This is a genomic window from Rhodococcus sp. PBTS 1 (assembly GCF_001620025.1).
In the GTDB taxonomy this organism is placed as follows: Bacteria; Actinomycetota; Actinomycetes; order Mycobacteriales; family Mycobacteriaceae; genus Rhodococcoides; species Rhodococcoides kroppenstedtii.
Map to the genome: position 1 here is coordinate 3,348,269 of NZ_CP015219.1, position 26,996 is coordinate 3,375,264.

A 26,996-nucleotide genomic window follows, 5' to 3' on the forward strand; every position below is an offset into this window, starting at 1 on the left:
CCTCCACCGCCGCCAACAACGCCGTCGTGGCACGTGTTCGACGCGCCTCCGCCCCCGCCGCCGCAACCGCCGCGGCGTGGTCGTGGCATTCCGGAGGGCGGCGCGCGTGCCGGTCTCGCGGCTCTGGCGGTGGTCGTGGCCATCGCCGCGCTGGGCGCGCTCGGGTGGGGTGTTCGGTCGATGCTCACCGGCGACGCCGAGAACGTTCCCCCGATCGCGACCGAGGCGTCCGCGGAGCAGGCCGAGCAGTACTCGGTGTCCGCTCCGCGTCGGTCGACGGCGGCGCCGACCACCACGGTCGCGCGTCCGCCCGCCGGCGCCACCCCCTGCCCACCTGTCTACGGCGCGGTCGGTGCGTACGCCTCGTCCGCGGCCGGCACCACGATCACGTCGTGCCCCTTCGCCGAGGAGGTCCGACTCGCGTACGCCGGGAGCGGCGCTCCCGGCCAGCCGCGGAGAGTCGACGCTTGGAGCCCGGTGACGCGGCAGTGGTATCCGATGGACTGCACCGTCGACGGCGTCGTCACGTGCCGTGGCGGTAACGACGCGGTGGTGCATGTCTACTAGGGCGGGGGTGGTTCTGCTCGTCGTGCTCACCGCCTCGTGCACGGTGCCGACGGTCGCGGACCGGCCGGCCGCCGTCGAGCCCACCCCGGACCTTCCCCCGGTCGTGCTCAGCGAGCCCGCACCGGCCGTCATCGTCGACTGGACCTCCGACCTGAGCCGCGACCTGGAGATCGCATTCGGCGACAGCGCATTCGGCGTCGCCGTGGCGCCCGTGGGCAGCGACGACGTCACCGCGTTCGGCTCGTGGACCGTCGGCCCGGCGTGGTCGACCGCCAAGGTGCCGCTTGCGCTTGCCGCCCAATCGGGAATCACACCGAGCGACGACGCCGTCCTCGCGATCACGCAGTCCGACAACGCCTCTGCCGATCGACTGTGGCAATCACTCGGCGGTTCCGACGCGGCGGCGACGAGCGTCGAAGCCGTTCTCGCGTCCGCCGGGGACGACGCGACCGACGTCCCGAGCACGCGCCTGCGCTCGGGATTCAGCGTCGTCGGCCAGACACAGTGGAACCTCGACCGGCAGGCACGATTCGGGGCCCACCTGCCGTGCCTCGACGGCGCCGGCGGCGTGCTCGAGGCGATGGGCGACGTCGTCGACGACCAACGCTGGGGGCTGGGCGAGCTGGACTCCGCTCGGTTCAAGGGCGGGTGGGGCCCCGACGAGTCCGGCAGCTACCTGGTCCGGCAGTTCGGTCTGCTCACCGGTCCGCACGGCACCACTGCCGTCGCCCTGGCCGCCGCGCCCGATTCGGGCCTCTTCGCCGACGGCACGGACATGCTGACCGCCGCTGCGCGCGTCCTCGGCCGACACCGTGACTCTCTGCCCGCCGGCGTCTGTTCCGCACCGCCCGACCTCGACCGACCACCGGTCGCGCCCGACCCTGCTGAAGGGGACCAGCCATGACGACTCCGCCGCCTCCCCCGCCGCCCCCACCTCCCGGACCGCCGCCCCCGCCGCCGCTCGGACCCCCGCCGTCCACCGGTTCGCAGTCGGCGCCGCCGCCACCACCGCCTCCGCAGGAGCGGCCGGTAATCCCGCTGACCAAGCGCGCCGAGAAGCCCCGACAGACCACACCCGTTGTGTCGCTGTCGAAGTCGCCGCGCACCACGCCGGAGACCCCGTCGTCGACCACGGACACGCCCCCCGCCCCACCGGTTGCGCCCAACCGTCCGTTGACCCCCGAGGAACCGGCGCCCGCGCCCCTCGCCGGTTCGGGCGACGCACCCGCGTCGTCGACGGAACCGGGCAGCGCGCCGAGGTCGGGACGTCGTCGCGTCGTCCTTCTGAGCGCTGCTGTCGCAGCCGTCGTCGTGGCTCTCGCGGCGGCCGTCGTCGTGGTCGTACGGCCCGATTTCGGCTCGCAGACAACGACTGTCGCGGACACCCTTACCGGGGGAACGTTCCCCACTGCGCCGACCGCGGCCTGGTCGCTGGAGCCGTCCACGGTGGTTCCGGGGTCCGACAGCTACTTCTTCAACCCTCTGTTCGGAGAGCAAGACTACGAACGGCCCGGGGCGATCGTCGACGGCGAGCGAGCCTTCGTCGCCGCACGGGACGGATCCACCCGGTCGACGACCATCGCGGCGGTCGACGCCACCGACGGCACGGTCGAGTGGACGCACGTGATCGACAACTTCGGTGGGTGCGCCAACGCCACGCTCGACGGACGGCTGCCCTGCATCGACCGGGGCTCGACTCCCGGGTCCAGCAGCGTCCAGTTTCTCGACGCCTCGACCGGTGCCGCCGACTCCACCCACGAGGTGGCGGCGTACGTCGGCGCCGTCTACGTGAGCGGATCCGACCTCTACGTCAGCGGCTGGGACCAGAACGCGGAAGCCTCGGTCATCAGCAAGGGCACCGTCGACGACCCAACGGCGTCGTGGTCCCGGTCCTATCCCGACGACCGCTGCTCGGTCACCGGGAGCGGGGACAGCAACACGTTCGACGTCGTCGGTGACGTGCTGGTCAAGAACTCCGGCACGTCGGTGGTGGCGAACACCGCGGACGGCGACCTCGTCATCTCGAACACCGGGTACTCGTATCCAATGGGCGGGCGCGCCGTCATGGCGAGCCGGTGTCCCGACAACCCGTCGAGCGGCGAGTTCACGCCGGCGATCGTCTCCAGCGACGGTCTGACCACGGCGACACCGCAGGACTTCCCGGTCGATTACGCCTTCGTCGCCGACGCGGACCCGTCCGCACCGTTCCTGTATCGCGGCGGTGGAGCGCTCGACCCCGTGACGGGTGACTTCCGCTGGGCCCGTCCCGATCTCGCGGACAAGACGTCCGAAGCGGCGATGATCGGATCGACGATCATCGTGCCGTCCGGAGACGTAACCGAGGCGCTCGACGTGGCGACGGGCGACACCCTGTGGACGGCGCCGCGCTACGGCGCCACCGTCGACGCGACCGACGGTCGCGCGTTCCTGTCGACGGCGGGTTCGACGCTGGCGGCCTTCTCGTTGGCGGACGGCTCGGAACTGTGGAGCGTTCCCCTGTACCCCTTGGACGAGCGAGGAGGCACGCTCGAGCCGGTCGGCGACGGGTTCCTGTACGTGGGTTCCGGTGTCCTGCACCGCTTCGACCCGACCGGCCCGCCCGCCGGGGCGATCGCGGCCGGTGACGCCGACGCCGGGAGCTCGGACTCGTCCGACTCCTACGTGACGGCGTGCGGGACTCCGCCGACAGTCACCCCCACCGAGGTGACCACCGACAGCGGCGCGTTGGTGGTGACCATGGAGGTGCGGGCCACCTGCCCGGCGGGTGACGTCCTGTCGTCCGACGCGATGCGGTTGTCGATCACCCGTGGCGGAGCGAACGTGGCCTCCGCGGTGTTCGACATGTCGGAGGCTCCCCTCGCGATTCCGGGGGCCGACACCACCGGCTCGGGTTCGAGCGGAGGTGGGAACAGCTCGGTCCAGCAGTCGTTCCGCTTCCCGGTCGGCTCCTTCTGGCTGCCTCCGGACTCGTCCACAGGCTCGACCAGGGGGTCGACGTCCGCGGGGACGAGGTACGTCGTGGACTGCGATCGCGGAAGTTCCTCGGGTGCGCGAGCGCAGCTCGGCACAGCGGTCGAGCCGGTCACCGCCTCCGCACCGGCCGAGCCGGTGACCGGTACGTCCGAAACCGCTGCCTTCGACGCCTTGCGTGCCATCGCGAACGCGGACCGGCCCATCATTTTGCGAAACCTCGGCGAGCGGTGGGTTCCGCAGCTGAGTTCGAAGAAGCCGGGCCTGGTGGCCGACGGGATGACCTGGAACAACTCGTCCACTCTCGCCGAGCACCTCGACCTTCGTCTGCGCTATCCGAACGTCAAGCTCATGTGGTCCGGGGAATGGAGCGTGTTCAGCTTCTCGGACTTCTGGGTGACGGCCGCCGGCGCCACGTTCTCCGATCCCGCCGGAGCCAACCGGTGGTGCGACCAGAACGGCCTCGACGCCGACCACTGTTTCGCGAAACTCATCAGCGCCACCCACCCGATTGCGGGGAGTACGGCGAGTCGGTGAAAATGCAGCGGTCACCGGTCTATGGTGATCAGTCTATTGGCCTGGAAACACAGAACAGCGAGAGCAAACGGCGTCAAACAGTCCCCACGAGAAATGAAACTCGCCACCCGGGCTTTGCACAGCAAAACCCTTCGATGTTGGAGTACCGATGAACCCGTTTTTAGTCCTAGGCATCCCTTCTGGTTCAACCGAAGATTACGCCAGGTCCGCCTATCGCAAGCTGGTCAGGACGTACCATCCCGACGTGAACAGCAGTCCGGATGCGGCCACCAAGTTTGTTCAGGTACAGCTCGCATACGAAGCAATCCGAGATGGCAAGACCTTCCGAAATCCACCGCCACAACCACAGTCGGGGACGACTCTAATCGGGGCGTGGATCCCAGAACATCCCAATGACCAGGGCATCATGAAACGGTTTCTACTCAAAACGACTTCCACGTTCGAATACAACTACCTGGTTACATATATTGCCACGTTCCGTTCTGTGCCGAAGATCGGCGAGATAAAGACAGAGGAACAACTACGTCGCTATTATGGGGGACCGGACGGCATCTGCGCGTCAGACTTGTGGACTACAGGGGTGCAACTCCACTTGCCGCGCCAATTCAACGGTGCTTCCACCATTGTAGTGCTCGCTGACGTGCGAGACGACCAATTTCACACCCTGGCGACGCTAGACACCGCCTAACAGACCGCTACTCAGCGAGAATGCGAACTCGTTCTCGGACAAATCAGCTGCGCAAGCGCGAAGCCAAAAGGAATGGTGACGTTAATTGGTCGCGTGGTTCGAAAAGTTCGATCTTGGGGTAATCTGCGCCGCGCGTACGCGTTTCAAGTCCGTCCAATTCAAGCCGGAACTGCAACGCGACGAGCGGAGGGTCGAGCGAGAACTCAGATAAATTGGGTTGGCTCGATTGGCAGCAGAAGAATCGGCAACAAGGCGAGCCCGGTCGGCGGCACGCCGGAAACGGGCCGTCGACCGGGTGGTGAGTCGCCTATTTCTGGCCCGAGCCTCCACAGGCCGAACAGTTGACCCAGTTTCCCATGTCACTGTGTCCGCCCGACCCGTTACAACGCGGGCAAGGCACCTTGCGCTCGGATGATGTTTTACGCGACATTCGAAGACCCTCTCCTGAAACTACTTATGCTGACATGCTCATATAACTCTGAACGGATCCCGCTGGTTATCAGTCAAACGATCGACATTGGAGCCCCAGAACGTTCCGACCGCAGTGACTCAAGGGTTGCGTCACTGCAGCCTCGCGCTGCCGCGGTCACTTCGAACCTTGACGATGCGGGCACCCCAGCGCGACCGGGGCCGGCCGCGTTCGCGCGCGATCAGCAGTGGGGTCCGCAGACCGAGCATGACCGGCATCAGTTCTAGGTGTACCCGGCCATGACGTTGGTAGCAGGCGTGTCGGCTTGAAGTAGGGAGAACCTCCGAGTGGGGTGTGGCTTGTCTAAGGCCCACATCCACCCGGAGGTTCTCGTGTCCCACCGTAACGCCCGTACCACCGTCCACGGCAGAGCGCTGATCGTGGCCCGCCACCAGCAGGGCTGGCCGCAGGCTCACATCGCCTCCGCCATGGGCGTCTCGCGCAAGTGCGTCAAGACCTGGATCGACCGTTACGCCGTCGAGGGCGAGGCGGGTGGGACTGCCCCCGATTTGGTTGACGCGGGGGTCGAGCTTGTTCAGGCTGCGAAAGCGGCCTGATTGATTGTCTCAAATTCGATCGGAGTGAGCCGCCCGAGTGCTCTCTGGCGGCGTGTGCGGTGGTAGCTCTTCTCGATCCAGACGACGATGGCCAGGCGGAGCTCCTCTCGGGTGTTCCAGCGTCTGCGGTCGAGGACGTTCTTCTGCAGCAAGGCGAAGAACGACTCCATCGCGGCGTTGTCCCCGCATGCACCGACCCTGCCCATGGAACCTTGTAATCCGTTGTGCGACAGTGCGTGGACGAATTTTCGGGATCGGAACTGGCTGCCCCTGTCGGAGTGCACCACGGTGGCTGTGGGTTGCCGCCGGTTCACTGCGTCCTCGAGTGCGGCGACCGCCAAGGAGGCTTTCATTCGGGAGTCGATCGAGTAGCCGACGATCCGATTGGAGAACAGGTCCTTGACTGCGCAGAGGTAGATCTTGCCTTCGGCGGTGCGGTGCTCGGTGATGTCGGTGAGCCAGATCGTGTTCGGTGCATCGGCGGCGAACACCCTGTTCACCAGGTCGTCGTGGACAGGTGGGCCGGCTTTCCTGGTCAGTCCTCTCTTGCGGGAGAACACCGAGAAGATGCGCTCCTGGGCGCACAACCGGGCCACGCGGTTCTCCCCGGCGGTGATCCCGCGGTCGGGAAGTTCGTCGGCGATGAACCGATACCCGAATGCCGGGTCGTCGGCATGGATGTCGCGGGCGGCGTCGATCAGATGCGCATTGTCCCAATCACGTTGTGATACCGGGTCTTTACGCCATTTGTAGAATGCTTGGGTGGAGAATCCGAGCACCCGGCAGGTCACCGTGACAGGGATCTTGTCGGCGGCAAGGTCGAGGACCCGCGGGTACATCATTTTGGGTTGATGTCCTTCGAGAGGTAGGCCACCGCTCTGCGCATCACCTCCGCTTCCTGCTCGAGCAGACGGATACGTTTGCGAGCCTCCTTCAGCTCGTCGGTGGCCGACGCACTGTCGTCCGGGCGGACCCCGTCGGCGATGTCGGCGCGCTTGAGCCAGCGGTGCAGGCAGGTCTCGGAGATTCCGAAGTCCTGCGCGACCTGACGGATCGATGCCTCGCCCTTGCGGGCGACTGCGACGACATCGGCTCGGAACTCCGGAGTGAATGCTTTCGGCACGAGAATCATCCTTCCACCGTGCGGATCGATCCGCACAGATCAGATGTCAACCGAACCGGGGGCAGTCCCGGTGTACACGAACCCTGCCAGCGTCCAGCAGTAGGTGAAATCAGCAACCCACCACTGATCCGGGCGGTCCGGCAGGGCCCATCGCCGGTCGATCAGGTCCGGATGCCGCGGCGCCCGGTCGTCGCGTTCGGTGGTGATCGTGCGCCGGCGGCCCCGCACCACTCCGACGGCTCCGCAGATACTCATAAGCCGGCCGACCTGATCACGGCCGACGTCGTGACCGGCACGTTTCATGGTGTGCCACATCTTGCGCACCCCGTATAGGCGCCGGTTCGCCACGAACATCGTGTGGACGGTGTTCGCGGCGTACGCCTCGACCAACGCGGCGGCGGAGACGGTGCCGCGCTTCTTGGCGGCGTAGTAGGTGGACGGGGCGATCTTCGTTCCGTGCTCGGTGAGCACGGAACAGATCGGGGCGACCCCGAATCGGTCGCGGTAGCCGTCGATGTAATCGACGATCACCGCAGTCGGCGGTCGACCTCCGCCGCCGCGAAAAACGCCGATGCTGTCTTGAGAATCTCGTTGGCCCTGCGCAATTCGGCATTCTCACGCTGCAACTTTTTCAGCTCGGCATCGCGATCGGATACCGTCGACGTCCCTTCGGGCAGATCGTCACGATCAATTCTGTCGATCCAATTGCGCAACGTCTCGGGTTTGACATCGAGCAACGCACCGACGTGCTTGCGAGCCGCCAGCTTCGAATCACCGTGCTCGGCGACCCGTTCCCGATACATCCTCACCGCCCGCTGGCGGGTCTCCTCGTCGAACTTCCTCGGTGCTGCCATGACTGCATTCTCCTGGTGAGATCACAGTCTCCACCAGACCCAGGACGGTTCAAGTCGCCGGCGCTGCTTCGCCGTTACAACCTAGGGGCCGAATTGGTGAGACCGTTGACAAACGCGCAGCGAAGCCGACGACCGCGTGAAGCAACCGCGACTACGGTGCGAACAAAGCGCCGCGCCCGCTTGTGACGCCCGCCGCAAACTCTACTATCAACTGGGCGGTTGACCACCTGCAGCGCCTTTCTTACGGACCACGGACAAGCCCTCCAATGCTTGAAGAACACAGCCTTTTGAACAGCACGTGGTCAGCGTTCGAAAGCGCATTAAACGGACGGGCATCAACGAGCCATGTCGACCGCGTTGCGGTAGGGTACCAACCAACTACTTGCCGCCGGGCCGGTGAAGCAAAACACCTAGGAGAACTTTGCGGAACAAGACGGTTCACATCATCGGGTCGAGGGGTTACCCGAGCTTCTATGGGGGTTTCGAAACGTTAGTCAGACACCTCGCGCCATTTCTCTCAGACCGAGGGTGGGACGTAACCGTCTTCGGGCGGACCCCAACAGACCCCGCTGAAATCACGACAGGCGATCCACGTGTCCGCGCAAAGCACACTATGGGCCTCGAAACAAAATCGTTAAGTACGCTGACCTACGGATTCACGTCGACCGTTGCCAGTGCCCGTGAACGTCCGGATGCCGCTTTGGTGTTGAATGTCGCGAACGGGTATTGGCTTCCCCTTTTGGCTGCACGTGGCGTACCAACGCTCGTAAACGTGGACGGCATGGAGTGGAAGCGTGAGAAATGGAATAAGTTGGCAAAGGCTGTGTTTTTGGGCGGCGCCAAACTGACTGCTCGTTGGGCCGACGCGCTGGTTTATGACTCGCGAGCACTTGGTGATCAGTGGGCCAAAATGTTCCTACGAGAAGGTACATTCATACCATACGGCGCCTCCGGCGTACCCCAGATGCAGCCACCACTGGATCTGCCTTCAAGCGGATACATTCTATATGTTGCCCGCTTCGTTCCCGAAAACACCGTAGTCGAGTTTCTACAAGCGGCTGAGAATCTCAGCAATGATTACCAGGTTGTCATCGTTGGATCGTCCGGTTACGGAGGCGAGATAGAGGAATTGGCCAGATCCCTCTCCGAACGCAAAGAGAGAGTGACTTGGTTAGGTCACCTATCCAACGACGATCTATTGTTTGCCCTGTGGAAGAATGCCGGGGTCTACTATCACGGCCACAGTGTCGGCGGAACAAATCCCGCTCTAGTTCAAGCCATGGCACTAGGCTCACCCACAGTAGCTCGAGACACCGCCTACAACCGAGAGGTGCTCGCTGAAACAGGCATATACGCGGACCCGACGGCAGATGATATCGAATCGAAAATCCGGTCGCTGATGCAGAAGCCGGACCTCCGCAGAGAAAAAAGTCGGAGTGCCGAAGACAGGGCGCGCGCCGAATACACGTGGAATCGAATTTGCGCCGACTATGAATCAGCACTGATAGAAATCATCGGAACATGACAAGCCTTCGCCGGTCAGTCCAGTGTCTTCAGGATCCTGGCAGGTACACCACCTAGAACTACGTTAGGGGGGAAATCGCCCTTCACAACTGACCCAGACGCCACCACAGTATGACCACGAATAGTTGTGCCGGCGAGGATGGTCACGCGCGACCCCAACCAACAGTCATCCATAACCGTTACCGAACTCTCCACGGTGCCCTGCGCGCGAATCTTTGTCGAGACATCCGAATACCGATGCTCCTGAGAATGTACCGTGAGAAACGGTCCTGCGATGACATCGTCGCCGATGTCGACCCCACCAGAACACCCGATGTGGAAGAAATCGCCAATTCCTGACCGCTCCCCCATCTTGAAACCGACGCCGACCAGCGCGAGACTGCTCGTTGTGGTAACGAGTCCGTAGCGACCAAGCTTGGAAGCAGAACCAATCTCGACCGGCCTGGAAGCCCGCGCATCGATTACGGTGAAGTCCCCGATGGACGCACCTCGGCCGAATGAGAGGTTGCGGCGCGCTCGTAATCTCACTCCGCGGCCTCTGAATACCGGACCACACAGGGTTACCATTCCACGGAACATTGCGACAGAACGCCGCGATACTTCGGCTGCGATCTGCAAAGATGACAGGTTTGGATCAAGCTTAACGTCCCGTCCAGTCTTCCTTATGAGAACCAGCGCGATCGTGCGGACTAGGAGGTCTCCGTTCATGTTTCTCCTTCTATCGAGCTGTAAAGATCACCGATCTTGGCTGAGAACGTGGAGTACCTGAAGTCGTCCAGGGGCAACCGGTCTAGGTCCCTCTGCGCTTCCAACATTTCGCACAAATCTAAGCGAAGCGGAGTTAGCGGGGCAGCCACTGCGAGCCCTCGCAACTCCGGCGAGAACCCCTCTAGCCCGCGATCCGATGTGAGCACAGGAACACCCCGGGCCAAAGACTCGATGACCTTCACTTTGACACCACCGCCTAGCCGGATCGGCGCGACCGTCATATCTATGGATTCGAAGAATTCGTCGAGATCCGGTAATTCCCCCATGAGAGTTACTCCGCTTACAGGCGCCAGCAAGTTCGACCCAATACCACAGACCTTAAGCGACCATCCCTGTCTGCGCATCTCCGGAAGCCAGCACTCAATCAGAACTTCGTAAGCGTCCCGGTTTGGCCAGTAATTGAAGTTTCCGACCATTCCGGCTACGCGACCACCAGTCCCGGCCACCCAATCCTTCTCAAACAATTCATCCGAGATTGGTGTCGGCAGCCACAATGCCGGAATACCAGAGCGCCGCATCGACACCGAGTCCTGCCATCCGGCGGCCGTTACGAGTGAGGCGCGGCTTGACCATTTTCGCTCCTGTACTCTCAACCACGCCGACTGCATCATCGCTGTTCTGCGGGAGAGGCCCACCCGCGCAATTGCTTCCCGTTGTGCGAAAGAACTCCACTGGTCCATAAAGTCGAGCCAGTGGGGACCGGCAAATCGACGAGCGAGGGGCGCCTGAGATATAACCGCAGTGTGTAGAAGCGTCACGTGGTCCGTGTCGGAAATTGCCTTACTCACCTCTGCATTCCGAGCCCCCAGCGCGGTTGGCATAGGTATCAGGCTTCTCTTCAAGTCACGCGCACGAGATGCGACACCCCGAATCCGGGACTCGTGGCGTGGCCCGCCTGTCAGGGGCGAAGGCGTTGAACTGCGGGGAAAGAAAACCTTCGTTGCGAGACCCAGCTGCTGAAATGCGCTATCAAACGCCCGCGTCCGCATGGTTCCCCCATGAGACTCTGCGAAAGGGTCGGAGATCGTGGCGATCGCAACCTTAGACATGCGAACCGCCGCGGTCGTGCAGTGCCATCGAGAACGCATCAAGCACTGACTTGCGATACGCCGCCTCTGAAAACCGTGAGTCAGCGTCGCGCACTCCTTGGGCGGCTATCTCTTCGGCGCTGATTTCTCCGCGGAGCAACTTCTCGATACTCACTGCTAGGTCGTTGGCATCGCCAACATCGAAAAGCAACCCGTTTTTGCCATCCTGAATGATTTCGGTCAATCCTCCGACTCTGGCCGCGACACAGGGCACACCAGCGGCCAATGCCTCGACAGCTACCGTGCCGAATGGCTCGGCTCGCGACGGCACCACGGCCACGTCCGCCTCGGCGTAAAAGTTGCCCACATCGAGGTGGAAGCCTGCGAAGGTCACGCGGTCGCCGAGGGCATTTGCGTCGACCTCCGCGCGCAGTGATGCCTCGAACCATTCGTATCCCTCGAAAGTATCACCAACAAAAACGAGGCGAAGGTCCCAGCCACGGCTGAGCAATGTTCTAAGTGCATGCAGAGCCAGGTCCTGGCCCTTTCGTGGGCTTAGTCGCCCCACCAATAGCAGCGTCTTCATTTTGACCGATTGACCAAGAACGGCCGCCGTGTCGCGTTGCATTCGCTTGAGCGCGGACCAATCCTTGCCATTATGGATAATTTCAGTTCTTGAAGCCACACCGCTACCAAATGAATTCACCGCAATGAAACGAGCGGTGTCGGCACTATTGACAAGCACCAACTGGGCGGACCGAAGGGGGAGGCAGAGAGCGCGACGCACCACCCATCTCGCACTCCATTCCGCCTCGCGTACATGGACAATGCAAGGTATTCGAAGTAGCCACGCAGCTACCATCCACGATGGCTGAGTGATTGTATTCACATATATTAAGTCTGGACCGACGTGACGGATCTGTTTCAAGGCGGAAATAAGGCTCGAAAGCAGCGCGCCCGGCAACCTCAGCAATCCACTGATCCCCAGTAACGACTTCCTGATGACGAGCACGCGCGGGTTTTCTGACCACGTGAGGCTCCCTATGTTGCGTAGGTAGTGCTCAAGTGGGCCCTTCTCAGGAAGTACGAGGTGGACACGATAGCTGTCTGCGAGGTGTCGCAGGGTCTCGGCCAGCATGCGGTCACTGCCGTAGGCGTCTGCGCTCGGGTGGCACGCCATCACGCGCGCCGACCTAGAGCCCGCCGCGCCGTGCACGCCACTTTTACTCGATGCCATCGATTTTCCTTAACTTCTCAGTTGCCGGTGCCGGCCGAACACACACTCAGGTAAACATCCACGAGTTGACCGGCCATCGCGTCGGCCGAGTACTTTGCTTTCCACGTTTCGCGCTGAGCAGTTGACATTCTTGCGCGTTCGTTCGATGAGCTGAGTTTCCCTAAAACAGCGTCCAACTCGTCAGCCGAATCGAAGAGCAAAACTTCTCTACCGTCGGACACCTCGATGCCTTCGCACGCTAACGGGGTACACACCACGGGCAGGCCACGCCCGAGTGCTTCTATAATTTTTACTCGCACACCTCCGCCCGACCATAACGGCACAATGAGTACGTCGAAGTCCTCCGAACTACGGACGACGTCCGGGACGTCAGACCTTGTAATCACACTCGCAGGCACCCGGGAGACTGCTCTAGATAGGCTCCGACCAACGAGAATGAGGCTCTCGATCCCGTTACTCACGCCCCTGCTCGACCACCATGCAAGTAGCCAAGAGAGTGCCTGACGGTTCGGCAGGTAGTCGAAAGATCCGATAAACCCGACGGCATCAATCGAGTTACGAATTCGGTGCGGCGATGCAGACTCACCGGTCCCGAGCACAACTACGACGGGGTCGACGTCAGAGCAGAGTGAGCGGGCACGTTGGCCGTCGATCGAACTAAAGACTACGGTAGCCGCGGCTCTCGACAGAGCCTCCACCTCCCGCTCCCGAACTCGATGTGCACGCCACCCCGCCCAGCCACGTCGACCACTGAACATAGACTCGATGTTGTGCGCGGTGACGACAACCGGAACACGGCAGTCGAACCACAGGTGGGTGTGCTGGATGTCGACGACATCTGGGTCGTAGTGTTCGACCGCGCTGCGGAGCAGCTGCTTGACACCAGCCATCTCGAAGATGGCAAATCTGTCGAAAAGTGACACCAAGCGCATATGCACCCGCCAAGCGGTCAAGCTGTGGCGCGGGATGTCGACTGCAACTTCGTACGATGCAGGCTGCTCGCTTGAGTTGAAGCGTGGATAAAAAACGGCTACCTCGTGCCCGCCCGATCGAAGCACATTCACCAAGGTCTCGGTCCGGACCCGGTCACCGCTGTCACGGTGCGCGGACGAATGTGGCATAACAATTGCGATTCTCATGAAAACACACCCTGACGTAGGGTGTTGGATCTGGTGTCACGTGTCCGTGAGCGCGGAGCAACTCGCTTCAATGGCCCGACAAGTGACGCCGCAAGGATGAAAACAAATCCTACCAAGTTCGACGTTTCGAAGAAGAAGTAGTCGACCCAGCCCTGGACCGCGAACCCCGCAAGACAAGCGCCCGCTATGAGATCTGACATATTCAGCTGCTTCAGACTCGTCCGGAGAGACCGACCGAGTGCAATGCCGATGAGGACGCATATAGCGACGAGGCCGATCCAACCCAGTTCCAGCCCGAGTTCGGTCCACAATCGGTGAGGATGGGCGAGTGCGACGTAGGCTCGAGACGAATCGGATCTCAGCGCTTCTACAAAACCGCCAAACCCCAATCCGAAAGGATTCTCGACAAGCAAATTCCATCCTGCGCGCTGCAATGACGACCGGTAAACATCGCCACCTTGGTCTTGAATGAACCTCAGGGTGAACTCTTCTAGCACGCGGGGGGGAGTGAACAAATAAACCGCTAGAACCCCTATAGAGGAGATGGCAAGCAGTGACAGACTTCGGCCGGGCGATTTGACCGCAAGCACTGCAAGCGCGACCAGCAATGCGATGGCCACAAAGAGAATCGATCCCCGCGACATACCCTGCGCAAGTTGCGATACGACGACGCAGGTGCTTACCAGGACATAGGTGCGTGTTCGGACTCCGAGCTTCTTGTCGACAAGCAGGAGAATTCCCACCACGGACGCAAAAGCAAGGTATGCGGTGTAGTTCGAGTAAAATCCAAATGTAGAATCGATGTTCGGCGGCTTGTAAGGGGCGCCTACGAAAACAATGGCACCCGCTCGCTGACGTATCCCGAAGACCGCGCAGATGAGAGCCCCGCTCAAGATCGCCAGCCAGAAGATCCTGTCGCCAGCCATACCGCCGGCTCGAATCGTGCCCCGCTCCGTACGCAGAATCGCGATCAGACCGAGGAGCAAGTTGGCCGCCAGAACCCATCGAATGAAGCCCCACGCAGCCAGCTCTGAGTCGGAAGCGATCAAGGCGAAAAGCCCACCGCTGAGAAGCATTGAAGTCAGGGCGAGCTCCCTGCCTAGCTCGCCCCGTTGGCTCAACCAGGATCGGAGAAACAGGGGCGTAAATACGACGAGCAGTAGTTCGGTTGAAGTCTCTAAGAACGGAATTTGTGTGGTCGGATAGTTCAAAGGAACTAGGAATGCGACCAGACAGGCCGCGGCGAGTGGATGGCGGTAAAGAGCGCAAATTATGACACAGGCTGGCAGTAGAATTGAGTACGCCAAGGCGGACCCTGTCGACTGTGCTGTCGAAGCGAGACTCAGCGACACGAGGCCGAGTAGGCCAAAACAGATGCAGACCACGGCGAAGACGTGAGGTCGATCAACCCTTCGGTTGATAGCTTTGATTGACACCGTGCGTCACCCTCTACCAGTTCGGCGGATTACATCGACCCAGTCCATTGTGAATCGCCTCATGTTCATATCATTCTCAACGAAGCGGCGCGCATTGTCACAGGCTGTCGAGTATGCGTGGCGATCGGCCAGCACCACTCGCAATTTCTCCGCGATCAGTTCTGGGTCGACGCTATCAACCACCAAGGCATCGTACTCAGGGATACGCGCGATTAATTCTGGAACCCAACCAACGTTTGTGGTAACAACTGGACAACCAGCCGCGAGCGCCTCAAGCAGTAAGATCGAACAGCCTTCGTAGTGCGTCGGAAACAGGAGAGCGTCTGCATTTCGCAGTGCTTCGAACAGTTCGTTCTCGTCTAGCAATCCCAGATTGGTCGTCCGGTCATCGTCTCCCGGTCCTGCAACAGTCAAGCGAATTCCACATCTTGCGGCAGCATCGACGGATTCTTCGTAGCCTTTCCGCTGTTCACGGCGACCCGCGAAGAGAACAACTGGAGAGGGCTGACGCTTCTCAACGTGAGCAGCTGGCTTGTGTCCGGTGATCTGCACCGCATTCGGTATGACAGCAATGTTGCGATATAAGTAGAATCGATTTATCTCTCTGGCGACATTTGCCGAGACTGCTACCTTTGTAGCGCCCCAACCTGCAAGGAACTCACACAGACCCCCGCCCAGCAGCCCAGAAACGCACCAATCTCTGAACCGTCTGCTCTGACGTGTTGCCAGCGCGTTGGCGACCATCGTACCGTGAAATACGTGAATTCGGCGGGCAATTTTGTTCAAACCCCACCCCATCGTGCCGTTGGATATGACTAAGTCAGGTTCCCAAGCCCGTAATTGTCGTGACACGTTTTCCGTGTCGTCGATGGCCGTGATGCCTAGTCGCCTCTTCCACCGTGCGAACGCCAGACCTGCAACCGACTTGACAGGCGCGAAGATACGAGTCTCGTGGCCGGTGCCAGATAGGCAGCGGCTGAGGTCGCCGGCAAAACGTTCGACTCCGCCTGCACGGGTGTCGACGCTCGGTGCAACTATAGCGATTTTCATCCTCTGGACACCAGGAGGTCGCGGGCACGGACGGCGACCAGCCGTGGGAGGTTTCGCAGCCGTGGTGCAATCGACACAAATAGCTCGCGATAGACGCCTCTCCAGCCGGGCTGCAATGTTCGCAGGACTTTTTGATGCCGCTTCAAGAAGGCTAGCTCGTTTCGCATCACCCAGTATTCGTATCGAATTATTGCTTTGCTATGCCCCCCTGGATACCGCCTGTCGAGGTAGGCGTACGTATTGGGCGTCCGAACTATGGTGTGACCGTCGCTCCATATTCGCAAAAACATGTCGGTTTCTTCTCTCCACGCATTCCCACCGAAAGTGGAATCGAAAGAATATGCCCGTGCAACATCCGTTCGCATGAGAACGCAGGAGACGACGAATGGCGTTCGGATCACCTCCGCCGTGATTACGTTCGGGTGGGAGCGCAAGTTCACGTTCTGATCCTCGTCGACGTCTATTGTAAATCCGCGACCATCAGTCTTAGTCCCAACAAGGTTAAGCCAGGGAGCACCCGCGATGACGGCGTCGTTCTCCTCTGCCGCAGCAAGCAGCTCTTCCGCGAAATTTGAAGGTACCAGGTCGTCATCGTCGAGAAATAGAATCCAATCGCACTTACCCGCGGCTTGTACGCCATGGTTACGGGCGCGCTGGACCCCGCTGTTGGGCTGTTCAATCACCCGCACTCTGTCATCTATGAGGCGTGCTTCTTCCAGGAATTTTTTTGACCCGTCCGTAGACCCGTCCAGGACGAAGATCAGCTCTGCCACCCTAGAAATCGCGAGCTTGTTTGGAAGGGTGTTGCGTAGCGCTTGCTCTCGGTTGTAAGACGCGCACACCAGTTTGATCTCGGTCATTATGAACGCATCTCCCCGTGGCTTTCGTCTTTCAACTTCCAACCCGCTTCAGGTACCCTGCTCTTATCGAACTCGGCGAACGCGGTATAGGTAAGTACTGTCGCGATCATTACCTCCGTGGCTGCGAGTGCGATCGCAACTGATACCGCAGAGATGCACGCCGCACCGGAGCAGATAGCAAACCCGAACCAGGAACTCCAAAACATCCGCCTTGCACCGACCGACTGGCTACCGATTGCAATGAGCGCGTTCATCGAGATGTATCCGACACTCATCCCAGGCAGGGAAAAGCATAACCACCTTAGTACACTTCCCGACTCGAATGAAGTTCCCAACAAGACTCGGCTTATACTGTCGCTGAGAAGGTTGATCGCAATGGCAATCGTAAGGGCAATTAGAACCGTGACGCCTAAAGTAGTTTTGTAGTACGAGCGAGCGTCGTCGGTGTCCGAACCCCATTTCTTCGACAATCTGGGAAGCATGACCGATGTGATGGTTGCGGGGATTACTGCGGCCGCCGCGTCTACGACACGGATCGCGGCCAAGTAGCTGCCGGCGGCGACGGCGGGAAGTAGAGCGTATACGACGACTTGATGGCCACGATAGTACGCGGTGGTCGCAAGGCCGCTTATGAGTAGGGGCACACTCTGGCGCACAAGCGTGAACCAATTCAGCTTGGTTCCGCGTGCCGTAGAGGGTTGCGGCGACTCACGACGATCCAAAGCTGAGGCGGTGACGTACGCGAAAAGCGCCTGGCAGCAGACCGCGAAGAAGAGCGAGGCGGCAAACCACGTCAGATCTAGCCCGAGCGTCGCGCACGCCGCGACCGCCGCCAGCCAGACCAGATTTTGGGAGAGGATAACGAACCCTACAATTGCCGGTCTGACGAATGCTTCGGAGACAGCGCGAAACGCGACGCCCAAGTAGGGAATAGCGGAAGCAACAGTTATGAGTAGGACGCTTCGCGTCCCGACATCAGAAAGGACGACGATAACGACGATGGCGAGAATCAAGAATGGAGCCAAGAGGAAAGCGCGAGCGAGGACGATCTGACTAGCGCCTGCGTTGCTCGGGACCCCCATCGCCATCTCGCGCACGCCGATCTGGTAAGCGCCAGAATCTGAGAGGGCGTAGAGAATGCCAGCGAGTGTAATCCCGACTGCCAAGGTGGCGTATTGCTCCGGCCCGACGGCCCTGCTCACGATGGCTATAGCGAGCACCGAGGTAGCGAGCCCCGCCGCCCTCAACACAGCCTGTGTGAGCTGCGCGGACACCATCTGCAAGCGTCCTCGCTTCGAGCCCCCTACCTGCAGACGTCGACCTGATACCACGAACCTCGACATGGAAAAACCCGCTCACTCTAATCCCCGCGCCAAGCTTGCGGCACGGACAGACAGTACGGCAGACACGCGTGGTCCGCGACTCAAGCAGTCCTCAGGGACACTGCGGGAGTCTCCTCCATCATGTAGGTGCAGGCTCCACAGTGTCCGTGCCACCCGCGTCATGCCGACGGTCGTAGTCCAGCAATCGCGATAGCACCGTTCCCATAGTCGAGCTGGCTTGCCATCCGAGCACGCGCATAATGTACGTGGAATCCCCTCGCTGGGCGAGCGTCGGTTCCGGCCTTGTGAGGGATTGTTGACGTTTCACAAATGGTTCCCAGTCAGAGAGTCCAATCGCACCGAATGCAGCGGCAAGAAAAGCTTCGACGGAATGCGCCTCGCCTGTGGCCACGACGAAGTCGTCACCGTGATCCGCGATCGCCATCGCGTACATCGCATCGACGTACTCGGGCGCCCAGCCCCAATCGCGTACAGCGGAGGTGTCCCCTAGTTCCAGTCGGTCCTGCTCACCGGCAGCGATCGCGGCGACCGCTTTGGTGATCTTGCGGGTGACGAACGTGTCCGGTCGACGGGGTGACTCGTGGTTGTAGAGGATGGCGTTGGAGGCGGCGAGCCCTTTCGCCCGATACACCTGCACCATGTGATGAGCGAAGGCTTTCGACGCGCCGTAGGGCGAGGTCGGAGCAATGGGGGTGTCCTCGTTCTGTGGCGACACCCCCGACCCGGCGAAGATCTCGGCCGAGGACGCGTTGACCACGGTGACCTGTTTGCCGACGCGATCCTGCAGCCGAACGCACCCCTCGAGGACGCCAACGACGGACAAGCCGTTGACCCGAGTGGTCAGCACCGGGTCTTGCCATGACTTCCACACCGACGAGATGCCGGCCAGATGGAAGACGTGGTCGGGCTCGACCTGCGAGATCAGGTCGGCCGTCGCGTCGGTGTCTGCGACGTCCTGGACGTGAAGGGTCACGCCGCTCAGATATTGCCCAGCGTCCGTCTCACTCGGATCTCTCCGGGCGACACCGTGGACGCGCCAGCCCTTCGCGACCAGCAGCTCGGACAAATACGTGCCGTCCTGCCCGGCCACACCGGTGATCAGAGCGACGGGACTGCTCGAGGGTCCGTCGATACTCACCCGGTGATCATCCCGGGCACATGCTCCGCGGCCGACTTCGCGCTCCTCGGTGAGCCCAGCCGGCGCAGAGCAAAGTCGTACGCCTCCGAGAGCCGGCCCGCCATCAAGTCGAAGGTGTAGTCCCCGGTCACCGTGCCCGTCGCGGCGCGCACACGGGATTGATAGTCGGGATCAACGAAGAAGCGGCGGACCGCGACGGCCATCTCCACGGGAGTCGTACCGCCCAATGCGTAGCCCAAGGTCACCATGCTGGGAATGGCCCTGCTGATCACCGGGCACCCCATCTCGGCCGCCTCGAGCGTGGAGAGCGGAGCTCCCTCCCAAGCGGCAGTATGCAGATACAGGTCCGCCGAGATCATCAGCCGGCGCACCTCCGCTGGGTCCACCCATCCGGTCACCTGAACCCCGGCCCGCTCGAGGTGCATCCGCCCCTGCGCTCCCTCCCCTATCCACAGGAATGCACAGCGGGACCCCACCAGGTCTGCCACCTCGGCGAAGAATCGAGGGTCCTTCTGGTCGGCAATTCGGCCGAGCATCACTACGGTCGGCACCTCGGCCCGCTCAGCGCGGTAGTCCACTACGTCCAGCGGAGTCGCGGAGTTGGGTACCTCACGGCTCGGCATGCCGAACCGAAGTTCGTGACCGATCGCGATTTCCCGCGGGCTGACGGCCATGAGCATCTGGTCTCTCTGCGCCAGTGCACGCTCGACAGATCGATAGACCGACCGCTTGTACCACGGGTGGCCGGCCTCCATCGCGTAACAGTGTGGCGAGTACACGATGCGCACACCCGCGGGGAGGACGGCACGCAACAAGCCCGCGTAACTGGAATGCAGGTGCACCACGTCATAGGCGCCGTCGAGCACCTCACGTCGTGCGGCCTCGAGGAAGCCGACCAAGGTGCCGTCGAACACCGTGGTCGTCGCGGCAGCGGGAACCTCGAACGTTTCGTGACCGACGCGGGTTCGGACGACGAGGTGGTGTCGATGCTGCGGGGACGCCCGCACATAATTGACGATCGCGCTGCGTAAGCCGCCGCCGAAAGCTTCGGAGACATGGACGATTCTCACGAACGCCTCGTTCGCCGACCGCGCGGCCCGTGGTTGACAACCGAGCCCATGATCGGAGTGCCGGACAGCCGGATCTTGTCCGCGGTCGTCGTCACGTCTCGGCGGGCGGTCTCACCGGCGCGGGCCACGATCAACGCGGCGTCCACCGACGCGGCCAGCACAGCCGTATCCGAACCGGACAGAACAGCCGGTGCGTCGACGAGCACGTACTCGAAGTACTGGCGAAGCACTTTGATCGTTTCGACCATCTTCGGAGTTCCGAAGGAAGCTCGGGTGTCGGGTCGTTCGAGCCCCGACGCGAGAATGCTGAGGTTGTCCAGGTCGGTGGGCACCACCACGTCGTTCATCGTGGCGGTGCCGGACAGATATTCCGCCAAACCGGGAGTCGGCCCGACTCCGAACGTCGTATGCACCGTCGCGCCGCGCACATCGGCGTCGACGACGACGACCGAACGCGACGATTCCGCCAGCGTGACGGCCAGCCCGATGGCCGTCGTACTCGTCCCGATTCCGGGCGACGGCCCGGTCAGGAGAACCGTTCGGTACCCCGTGGAGGTTGTCGCGGCGAGAAACGACGCGCGTAGTTCGCGGAACGACTCCTGCGCCTCCGGATGACGGTCCACGGCCAGCATCTCGTTCGCCGACGCCCCCCGCGCGACCAGTATCGTTCCCAGAACCGGCCCGACAGCGGCCGCGAGGTCGCCGGCACTCCTCACGATAGGGCGGCCGAGGGCCCGCGCGACCGCCGCAATGGAACCGACGATGACGCCGACCAGAAGACCGAACACCAAGTTCCGTCCCCAGGACGGCGTCGTGGGCCGTGCGGGCATGTCGGCGAAATCCGCGATGGTCGCGCTCACTGCCGGCTCGCCCTGACGCCCCGCCGATTCGAGTTCCCGAACCAGCGCGCTCGTCTGTTCGGCAACACTGTTCGCCAGGTCTCGCGCTCCAGTGGGACTGCCGGCGCTCGCGGTCACGTCGAGGAGTACCGATCCGGGAACCGCGCTCGCCTCCACCTGACTCATGACCGCCTCGGGTCCCTCGGGCAGCCCGAGTGACGAGACGACCCGCCGCGCCACCTCCTCGCCCGCGGCAAGTTCGGCGTACGACGCCACCCTGCCCGTGGAGAACAGACTTCCCTGGTAGGCGTCGCTCGCGGTTGCAGCACCCGTGGTGTTGACGAAAAGTCGCGTCGACGCAATGTACGTCGGGCTGGTCAGGGCGGAGACCGCCGCGGCGGCAACCACGGCGAGCACGGCACAGGCGACCACGATGGTCCAGTGCGCTCGCAATGCCGAGAAGTAGTCTCCGATGCCCACAGGAGGTCCTTGATCCGTCCGACGAACAATGGTGATTCACAAGGTCGAGCGGTCCGCCTCGTCACCGGAACGCGATGGACGGAACGATCTTGACAGAACGGTTCCGGTTGCGCAGCACGTAACGGTGAACCATCATTTCCACGCCGGAACCTCGTATTTGCGATGTAACATGTTGCGCCGCAGCGGTTCACGAAACCGGTGCCGAAGTTCGAAAGCGCGACACCGAAACCTGCAATCGACCCGGAACACGCCCTTTCTTCAGCCGACACGACCAAAGATCGTCGACCGAAAAAGGACCAATTGCTGAACGGAAGGCGTTACGTGACCAAGCGGGCACTGATCACCGGGATCACGGGCCAGGACGGCATGTACCTGGCCGAACTCCTGCACGACAAGGGATACGAGGTGTTCGGCCTGGTGGCGGGGCAGAACAACCCCAAGGCCGACCTTCTCGCCGCCAGTCATCCGTACGTGGACATCATCAGCGGCAACCTTCTCGATCTCGTCAGCCTCATCCGCGCCGTCGCGCACGCACGCCCGGACGAGGTCTACAACCTCGGCGCCATCTCCTTCGTGGCCTATTCCTGGGAGAACGCGCGATTGACTTCCGATGTCACCGGCGGCGGAGTGCTGAACATCCTCGAGGCAGTCCGCTTCTACCAGGACAGTTCCGGCCATCAGGTCCGGTTCTATCAAGCGTCGAGTTCGGAGATGTTCGGCAAAGCGCAGGACGTGCCGCAGCGCGAGTCGACACTGCTGTGGCCGCGCTCCCCCTACGGAGTGGCCAAGGTCTACGGCCACTACATGACCATCAACTACCGCGAGTCGTACGGGATGCACGCCAGCTCCGGGATTCTGTTCAATCACGAATCCCCCAGGCGTGGAGTTGAATTCGTCACTCGCAAGGTATCCCGCGCCGTGGCGCGCATCTCGCTGGGCCTACAGAGCGGAGTGACCCTCGGCAACCTGGACGCACGTCGCGACTGGGGTTTCGCCGGTGACTACGTCCAGGCGATGTGGTTGATGCTCCAGCAGGACGATGCGGACGACTACGTCATCTCGACCGGCCACACGCACTCCATCCGCGATCTCCTCACGGTGGCGTTCGACGAGATCGGCATCGACGACTGGTCCGATTACGTCACCGTCGACCCCACCTATGTCCGACCGGCCGAGGTCGATCTCCTCATCGGCGACTCGAGCAAGGCGGAGGCCGCCCTCGGCTGGACTCCCACGGTCACCTTCGACCAACTCATCCGCATGATGGTGCGACACGACGTGGACGAGCAGGCCAAACTCTCGGCGGGCAACGCATGACCACCGACTTCGTCGGCACCGGGTTCGACCGGATCGGCGAGCGGCTGTACAACACCGTGATCACCCACGTTCCCTACGCTCCGGTGCGCCGGGCGTGGCTCCGACACTTCGGCGCGACGGTCGGAAACCGGTCGTTCATCGCGGTGCATGCCGTCGTCCTCGCACCGCGACGATTGGTCATCGGCGACCATGTCCGCGTCGGTCGGCACACACTCCTGGACGCGCGCGGGGGGATATTCGCCGACCACGACGTGACGATCGGGGCCGACGTCCGAATCGTCTCTCTTCCGCTGGGTTCCGCAGCGCACAACCGATCCCAGTGCCGCGGGCCGATCTTCATCGGCAAGAACGCCCGGATTGCCGAGAGGGCACGTCTGTTCGCCGGCGTGAGCATCGGGCCAGGTCTCACCGTCGACACCGACGCGGTGGTGACGGACGACCTGCTCGCACCGGCCGTCGACACCCGAGTCACGACCGCAGCACCGGCACCGGTCGCGTCCGCCGCCGGTTGACCAGGGAGCACGGCCGACAATGACGCCACTCGAACGGACGCGTTTGGTCTACGTCGCTCCAGCCGCCGGACGCAGCGGCGTGGGCGACTACGCGGACGATTTCCTCGCGGAGATCCGTCCGCACTTCGGTGACGTCCGCGACCGCCGCATCGACACCGAGGGGGCCGAGACCGTGCGCGAGGTGATCGATCACTGCCTCGCGGTCCGACGCCTGTCGACGTCGGACGATCGACCCACCGTCGTTCATTTCGAGCAGAGCAGCGGATCGCTGTCCGCCTTCTGGGCGGCGGCGAGCCTTTCGCGTCGATCGGCCATAGTGACGGCGACCGTGCACGATCCGCCTCACCCCGTGTGGTGGCCGCTCAAGACGCGATCGGTCGGTGCGCATCGCCTTCTCCATCACACGGTGCACTACCCGACTCGCCCCGTGCACACCGCGCTGCAGCGGCGGGTGACGGCCGACCGAACGCTGTTCGCCCTCACGAATATCGGTGCACAGAGCATTCGTGACTCCTACCCACGGGCACATCCGGTTGCTGCGCGGATCTACGTTCCGCAGCGGTCACCCCTCCCCCGACTACCCGAGCGACCATTGGCCGTCGGGTTGTTCGGCCACGTGTACGGAGGCAAGGGATTCGATCTGGTCACCGACCTGCGGCGACACATCGGCCCGGACATCGACATCGTGGTGGCCGGCCGAGGAACGGAAGCACTGCCCGACGTCCCCGGTGTCCGGGTACTCGGAGAGGTCAACGGACGCGCCGAGGATGCGTTCTTCGCGTCGGTACGCCTCCTCCTGATTCCCTACCGCAAACACGGGGCCTACGGGCCGTCGTTTCCGGCGTCGAGCACAATCACCAGAGCGTTCGCCTACCGCACACCCGTCGTCTGTTTCACCGAGGGAGCGTTGGCCGAAACGGTCGGTCGAGGCGGTGCCGTCGGTGCCGACACGGTGATCGAGATGGCTTCGGTGGTGAACCGGGTTGCCCGAGACGACGAGCGCCTGACCGAGCTCGCGGACGACGTGCATCGAGTCGCAGAAGCGGACTCGTTGCCACGGTGCGCAGAAGGCTTCTTGAACAGTTGGTCCGCTCTCCTCGAACGTCGTCGAGGCATCACTGCGGGATTGCCATGACCTCGTCGCGCAGTCACGTGGTGCGCGCCGGGGTGGCATCCCTCTGGAATTACGCCGGTCGCGGAGTGGGCCTCCTGTGGACTCTCGCGTTCGTGCACGCGCTCGGGGTTGCCTCCTACGGCCAGTATGCCGTCGCGGTTGCGTGCGCAGCTCTGGTCAATGCGGCCTTGGACAACGTGTTTCACGTGCGCGCACTACGCGCGTCCGACGATGTCTTCCTCCGTGAGCGGTCGGCCAGGGTCCTCCTGGCCATCGTCGTCGCGGCGATCGGAATCGCCTGCTACCGCGAGTGGTTCGTGGTGGGATTCGCACTCTTGTTGGCAGCGGGCGAGATGCTTTTCGATGCGGCGAAGAGTTCGACGTTGCGGCGCGGACGCCCCGATTCGACCATGCGCTACGACGCGGCCCGACAAGTGGCCAGCATCGGTTGCGGCCTCACGGGCCTCCTGGCAGTCGATTCACCCACCGTGGCGCAGATCGGCCTCTACTACTTGTTGCCCTACTTCGTGATCGGCGGATACTGCCTGAAATACGTTGCGGGACATAGGCCTGCTTTCGAAGCGACGCCCCGATCCGCCATCACCCTCACACTGGAATCGCTCGCAGCCGCTGTGTACATCCAGAGTGACGTGATCGTGGTCGGGTGGATGGCGGGCGACACCGTCGCCGGCTACTACTCCTTGGCTTCTGTCGCGGCGCTGGCCCTCTCCACAATCGGTCAGAACTACGCCAACACGTTCATCGACAGGATGCGTGAGGCCGGTGGCCGCCTGTCCGCAGCGCCTACCGTCGGAGAGACCTTGTCTATCGGTCTTGCGACCGGTGCCGCCATGACGGTCGTCGCCGTGGGGATCCTCGCGTGGGGCGGGGCCGACTACACCGGACACGTTGCACTCGTACTCGCCGTGTTCGTCGCAGCCCGCACCGTGGACCACAGCTTCATCCTGTTGCTGATCGTGCAGAACCGCGACCGCGTCCGCGTCCGCATCGGAGTGATGTCGTCGGTGGCCAAGGTTGCCGCGCTCGTCAGCGTGACAGGGCCGTTCGGCGGCTACGGCGCCGCCACGGTCACCACCCTCTGCGAGGTCGCCGCGGCAATCGCCCTCTACCGAGCTGTTCATCACCACATCGGCGAGACTCTCGACACGCCTCCGCCCGGCCGATCCGGAGCAGTCCGATGAAGGCCGCGTTTCTCCTGGCCAAGGACCCCGAGCACGAGTCCACCGGAGACCTCACCATGGCGCGGACGGTCATGGAACTCGCCAGGCAATCCCACGACGTTCAGATTCTGTGCCTGTCGAATCGACCCGACACGGGCGCCCACGGTGTGGTCAGGGTGCCGAAGCCCGCGCCCAATCCGCTGGGCCTTGTGCGCGACAGTGTGCGCAACCGGCGAAGCCTGGTCCACTCACGCTTTCGGACCGAGGCGATGACCAGAGCCATCGAGGAGTCCGACGCCGACATCTTCGTGGCCGACCACAGTTACATGGCCGAGTCGTTCCTCGCGTCGTCGCGATCGTCCACTCGCCGGGGCGGGGACCCTATCCTCGCCGTCAACACCGTTGTGTCGGAGACCCTCGTCTGGAAGGCGACACGCGGATCCATCGGCATGATCGATGCCCATCGGATTCTGCGAGACGAGCTGCGCGTCGCCCGGAACGCTTACACCGTCGGGACCTACGACGCCCGAGAGGCCGAGTTCTACGCCGACCACGGTGTACGCCGCGCCCGGTGGCTGGACGTGACCCTGCCGCCGACACGACAGGTCGACATCGCTTCCTCCGGTCCCCGACTGGTGTTCATGGGTGATCGAGCTTGGCCTCCGAACCTCGAGGCGTTCGAGCTGCTCCTGACGTGGTGGCCGGACATCGCTCGAGGTATTGACGGAGCCGAGTTGCGCATCATCGGCTCGCCTGGACCCGGCACGTCTCGCACAGCACTTCCCGAGGGCGCGAACGATGTGGGATTCGTCGCCGATTTGGACGCCTTTCTGTCGTCCTGCCGTGCCATGGTCGCCCCGATCCGCACGGGTGGTGGCGTACGAGTCAAGATCCTCGACGCCGCCAGACGCGGCATGCCGGTCGTGGGAACTGCCGCCGCAATCGGTTCTCTCGGAACGGCTCTCGGCCTCCACGTCGCCGACGAGCGACGCGCCTTCGTCGAGCAGTGCCGCCGGTATCTGCTCGATCGTCGAGCTGCGGTGAGCGATGGACACGATCTGTATACCGTCAACGCGGAGCGGTGGGCGAGTGGCGCTCCGCACCGCGCCGTCCGTGAATGGTTGGCACGGTGAGCAAGCGCGCTGCAGTCGCCGTGGGAACTGCCGCGCTCATCGCCGCGATTTTGTCAGGCGCT

22 protein-coding genes, 2 pseudogenes and 1 other annotated feature are annotated in these 26,996 nt (G+C 62.6%); of the genes and pseudogenes, 11 read left to right on the forward strand and 13 right to left on the reverse strand.

The window, feature by feature from the left end:
- Window positions 1-33 precede the first annotated feature (33 nt).
- The 5 genes and pseudogenes from A3Q40_RS15255 to A3Q40_RS15270 form a co-directional block, all read left to right on the forward strand.
- Window positions 34-567 (forward strand): hypothetical protein, encoded by a 534-nt coding sequence (locus A3Q40_RS15255; protein WP_068103413.1) that lies wholly within the window; start codon window positions 34-36, stop codon window positions 565-567.
- The gene (locus tag A3Q40_RS15260) at window positions 557-1,471 is read left to right on the forward strand and encodes a hypothetical protein (RefSeq protein ID WP_157889614.1); all 915 of its coding nucleotides are present in this window, start codon (window positions 557-559) and stop codon (window positions 1,469-1,471) included. The genes A3Q40_RS15255 and A3Q40_RS15260 overlap by 11 nt, the downstream gene beginning before the upstream one ends.
- Window positions 1,468-4,074, forward strand: coding sequence for an outer membrane protein assembly factor BamB family protein (locus A3Q40_RS15265; RefSeq protein ID WP_157889615.1), 2,607 nt, complete (start codon window positions 1,468-1,470; stop codon window positions 4,072-4,074). Before A3Q40_RS15260 ends, A3Q40_RS15265 begins: the two co-directional genes overlap by 4 nt.
- Before the next feature lie 148 nt (window positions 4,075-4,222).
- The gene (locus tag A3Q40_RS19880; RefSeq protein ID WP_082833945.1) at window positions 4,223-4,762 is read left to right on the forward strand and encodes a J domain-containing protein; all 540 of its coding nucleotides are present in this window, start codon (window positions 4,223-4,225) and stop codon (window positions 4,760-4,762) included.
- Between the two features lie 801 nt (window positions 4,763-5,563).
- Window positions 5,564-5,725 (forward strand): annotated as a pseudogene (locus A3Q40_RS15270) (helix-turn-helix domain-containing protein); the annotation flags it as partial.
- 41 nt (window positions 5,726-5,766) lie between these two features.
- Here A3Q40_RS15270 and A3Q40_RS15275 read toward each other — a convergent pair.
- A protein-coding gene (locus A3Q40_RS15275) for an IS3 family transposase (protein ID WP_371831480.1) occupies window positions 5,767-6,911 on the reverse strand; the annotation gives its coding sequence in 2 pieces (ribosomal slippage) (window positions 5,767-6,641 and window positions 6,641-6,911; 1,146 coding nt in all).
- A gap of 69 nt (window positions 6,912-6,980) precedes the next feature.
- Window positions 6,981-7,765: pseudogene (locus tag A3Q40_RS19885) on the reverse strand (IS3 family transposase); the annotation flags it as partial.
- Window positions 7,350-7,481, reverse strand: a sequence feature (AL1L pseudoknot). It overlaps the preceding pseudogene by 132 nt.
- Window positions 7,766-8,186: 421 nt before the next feature.
- On the opposite strand from A3Q40_RS19885, the gene A3Q40_RS19890 reads away from it, so the two are divergent.
- The gene (locus A3Q40_RS19890) at window positions 8,187-9,290 is read left to right on the forward strand and encodes a glycosyltransferase (protein ID WP_082833946.1); all 1,104 of its coding nucleotides are present in this window, start codon (window positions 8,187-8,189) and stop codon (window positions 9,288-9,290) included.
- 14 nt (window positions 9,291-9,304) lie between these two features.
- Here the strand turns inward: A3Q40_RS19890 and A3Q40_RS20340 are convergent, their stop codons facing one another.
- From A3Q40_RS20340 to A3Q40_RS15320, 11 genes are all read right to left on the reverse strand, one after another.
- Window positions 9,305-9,997: an acyltransferase gene (locus A3Q40_RS20340; protein WP_157889617.1), complete on the reverse strand. Its 693-nt coding sequence runs from the start codon at window positions 9,995-9,997 to the stop codon at window positions 9,305-9,307.
- Window positions 9,994-10,473 carry a glycosyltransferase family 4 protein gene (locus A3Q40_RS20345; protein ID WP_157889618.1) on the reverse strand — a complete coding sequence of 160 codons (480 nt, stop codon included), beginning with the start codon at window positions 10,471-10,473 and terminating at the stop codon, window positions 9,994-9,996. Before A3Q40_RS20345 ends, A3Q40_RS20340 begins: the two co-directional genes overlap by 4 nt.
- Before the next feature lie 625 nt (window positions 10,474-11,098).
- Window positions 11,099-12,322: a glycosyltransferase family 4 protein gene (locus tag A3Q40_RS19600; RefSeq protein ID WP_069972971.1), complete on the reverse strand. Its 1,224-nt coding sequence runs from the start codon at window positions 12,320-12,322 to the stop codon at window positions 11,099-11,101.
- Between the two features lie 17 nt (window positions 12,323-12,339).
- Window positions 12,340-13,461 carry a glycosyltransferase family 4 protein gene (locus tag A3Q40_RS21125; RefSeq protein WP_082833948.1) on the reverse strand — a complete coding sequence of 374 codons (1,122 nt, stop codon included), beginning with the start codon at window positions 13,459-13,461 and terminating at the stop codon, window positions 12,340-12,342.
- The gene (locus A3Q40_RS20350; RefSeq protein ID WP_162269854.1) at window positions 13,458-14,537 is read right to left on the reverse strand and encodes an O-antigen ligase family protein; all 1,080 of its coding nucleotides are present in this window, start codon (window positions 14,535-14,537) and stop codon (window positions 13,458-13,460) included. The genes A3Q40_RS21125 and A3Q40_RS20350 overlap by 4 nt, the downstream gene beginning before the upstream one ends.
- Window positions 14,538-14,903: 366 nt before the next feature.
- Window positions 14,904-15,947, reverse strand: a complete 1,044-nt coding sequence (locus A3Q40_RS19905; RefSeq protein WP_082833949.1) for a glycosyltransferase family 4 protein — start codon at window positions 15,945-15,947, stop codon at window positions 14,904-14,906.
- Window positions 15,944-16,807, reverse strand: a complete 864-nt coding sequence (locus tag A3Q40_RS19910) for a glycosyltransferase family 2 protein (RefSeq protein WP_082833950.1) — start codon at window positions 16,805-16,807, stop codon at window positions 15,944-15,946. Before A3Q40_RS19910 ends, A3Q40_RS19905 begins: the two co-directional genes overlap by 4 nt.
- On the reverse strand, window positions 16,807-18,084 hold the full coding sequence (locus tag A3Q40_RS15305; RefSeq protein ID WP_068103420.1) for an oligosaccharide flippase family protein: 1,278 nt from the start codon (window positions 18,082-18,084) through the stop codon (window positions 16,807-16,809). The genes A3Q40_RS19910 and A3Q40_RS15305 overlap by 1 nt, the downstream gene beginning before the upstream one ends.
- Window positions 18,085-18,268: 184 nt before the next feature.
- Entirely contained in the window at window positions 18,269-19,288 is a 1,020-nt protein-coding gene (locus tag A3Q40_RS15310; protein WP_068103421.1) for a GDP-mannose 4,6-dehydratase, read from the reverse strand.
- Window positions 19,285-20,358 carry a glycosyltransferase family 4 protein gene (locus A3Q40_RS15315; protein WP_068103422.1) on the reverse strand — a complete coding sequence of 358 codons (1,074 nt, stop codon included), beginning with the start codon at window positions 20,356-20,358 and terminating at the stop codon, window positions 19,285-19,287. The genes A3Q40_RS15310 and A3Q40_RS15315 overlap by 4 nt, the downstream gene beginning before the upstream one ends.
- Window positions 20,355-21,677, reverse strand: a complete 1,323-nt coding sequence (locus tag A3Q40_RS15320; RefSeq protein WP_068103423.1) for a polysaccharide biosynthesis tyrosine autokinase — start codon at window positions 21,675-21,677, stop codon at window positions 20,355-20,357. The genes A3Q40_RS15315 and A3Q40_RS15320 overlap by 4 nt, the downstream gene beginning before the upstream one ends.
- 366 nt (window positions 21,678-22,043) lie before the next feature.
- Between A3Q40_RS15320 and A3Q40_RS15325 the strand changes: the two genes are divergently transcribed.
- The 5 genes from A3Q40_RS15325 to A3Q40_RS15345 are packed head-to-tail and all read left to right on the forward strand — an operon-like array spanning window position 22,044 to window position 26,934.
- Entirely contained in the window at window positions 22,044-22,994 is a 951-nt protein-coding gene (locus A3Q40_RS15325; RefSeq protein ID WP_235606604.1) for a GDP-mannose 4,6-dehydratase, read from the forward strand.
- The gene (locus tag A3Q40_RS15330) at window positions 22,991-23,506 is read left to right on the forward strand and encodes an acyltransferase (protein ID WP_068103427.1); all 516 of its coding nucleotides are present in this window, start codon (window positions 22,991-22,993) and stop codon (window positions 23,504-23,506) included. The genes A3Q40_RS15325 and A3Q40_RS15330 overlap by 4 nt, the downstream gene beginning before the upstream one ends.
- A 19-nt stretch (window positions 23,507-23,525) precedes the next feature.
- Window positions 23,526-24,641, forward strand: coding sequence for a glycosyltransferase family 1 protein (locus A3Q40_RS15335; RefSeq protein ID WP_068103429.1), 1,116 nt, complete (start codon window positions 23,526-23,528; stop codon window positions 24,639-24,641).
- A complete protein-coding gene (locus tag A3Q40_RS15340; RefSeq protein ID WP_068103431.1) occupies window positions 24,638-25,822 on the forward strand; it encodes a lipopolysaccharide biosynthesis protein in 1,185 nt (394 codons plus the stop codon). The genes A3Q40_RS15335 and A3Q40_RS15340 overlap by 4 nt, the downstream gene beginning before the upstream one ends.
- Window positions 25,819-26,934 (forward strand): glycosyltransferase, encoded by a 1,116-nt coding sequence (locus tag A3Q40_RS15345; protein WP_068103433.1) that lies wholly within the window; start codon window positions 25,819-25,821, stop codon window positions 26,932-26,934. Before A3Q40_RS15340 ends, A3Q40_RS15345 begins: the two co-directional genes overlap by 4 nt.
- Window positions 26,935-26,996 lie beyond the last annotated feature (62 nt).

Bases quoted from the DNA above. Each gene is read 5' to 3' on its own strand.
- A3Q40_RS19905 (WP_082833949.1), bottom strand. From the start codon at position 15,947: ATGAAAATCGCTATAGTTGCACCGAGCGTCGACACCCGTGCAGGCGGA.
- A3Q40_RS15260 (WP_157889614.1), top strand. From the start codon at position 557: ATGTCTACTAGGGCGGGGGTGGTTCTGCTCGTCGTGCTCACCGCCTCG.
- A3Q40_RS20350 (WP_162269854.1), bottom strand. From the start codon at position 14,537: ATGCTTCTCAGCGGTGGGCTTTTCGCCTTGATCGCTTCCGACTCAGAG.
- A3Q40_RS15305 (WP_068103420.1), bottom strand. From the start codon at position 18,084: ATGGTGTCCGCGCAGCTCACACAGGCTGTGTTGAGGGCGGCGGGGCTC.
- A3Q40_RS15330 (WP_068103427.1), top strand. From the start codon at position 22,991: ATGACCACCGACTTCGTCGGCACCGGGTTCGACCGGATCGGCGAGCGG.
- A3Q40_RS15340 (WP_068103431.1), top strand. From the start codon at position 24,638: ATGACCTCGTCGCGCAGTCACGTGGTGCGCGCCGGGGTGGCATCCCTC.
- A3Q40_RS19910 (WP_082833950.1), bottom strand. From the start codon at position 16,807: ATGACCGAGATCAAACTGGTGTGCGCGTCTTACAACCGAGAGCAAGCG.
- A3Q40_RS15335 (WP_068103429.1), top strand. From the start codon at position 23,526: ATGACGCCACTCGAACGGACGCGTTTGGTCTACGTCGCTCCAGCCGCC.
- A3Q40_RS20345 (WP_157889618.1), bottom strand. From the start codon at position 10,473: ATGGTCGGAAACTTCAATTACTGGCCAAACCGGGACGCTTACGAAGTT.
- A3Q40_RS15345 (WP_068103433.1), top strand. From the start codon at position 25,819: ATGAAGGCCGCGTTTCTCCTGGCCAAGGACCCCGAGCACGAGTCCACC.
- A3Q40_RS20340 (WP_157889617.1), bottom strand. From the start codon at position 9,997: ATGAACGGAGACCTCCTAGTCCGCACGATCGCGCTGGTTCTCATAAGG.
- A3Q40_RS15265 (WP_157889615.1), top strand. From the start codon at position 1,468: ATGACGACTCCGCCGCCTCCCCCGCCGCCCCCACCTCCCGGACCGCCG.
- A3Q40_RS19600 (WP_069972971.1), bottom strand. From the start codon at position 12,322: ATGGCATCGAGTAAAAGTGGCGTGCACGGCGCGGCGGGCTCTAGGTCG.
- A3Q40_RS15325 (WP_235606604.1), top strand. From the start codon at position 22,044: ATGTACCTGGCCGAACTCCTGCACGACAAGGGATACGAGGTGTTCGGC.
- A3Q40_RS21125 (WP_082833948.1), bottom strand. From the start codon at position 13,461: ATGAGAATCGCAATTGTTATGCCACATTCGTCCGCGCACCGTGACAGC.
- A3Q40_RS19880 (WP_082833945.1), top strand. From the start codon at position 4,223: ATGAACCCGTTTTTAGTCCTAGGCATCCCTTCTGGTTCAACCGAAGAT.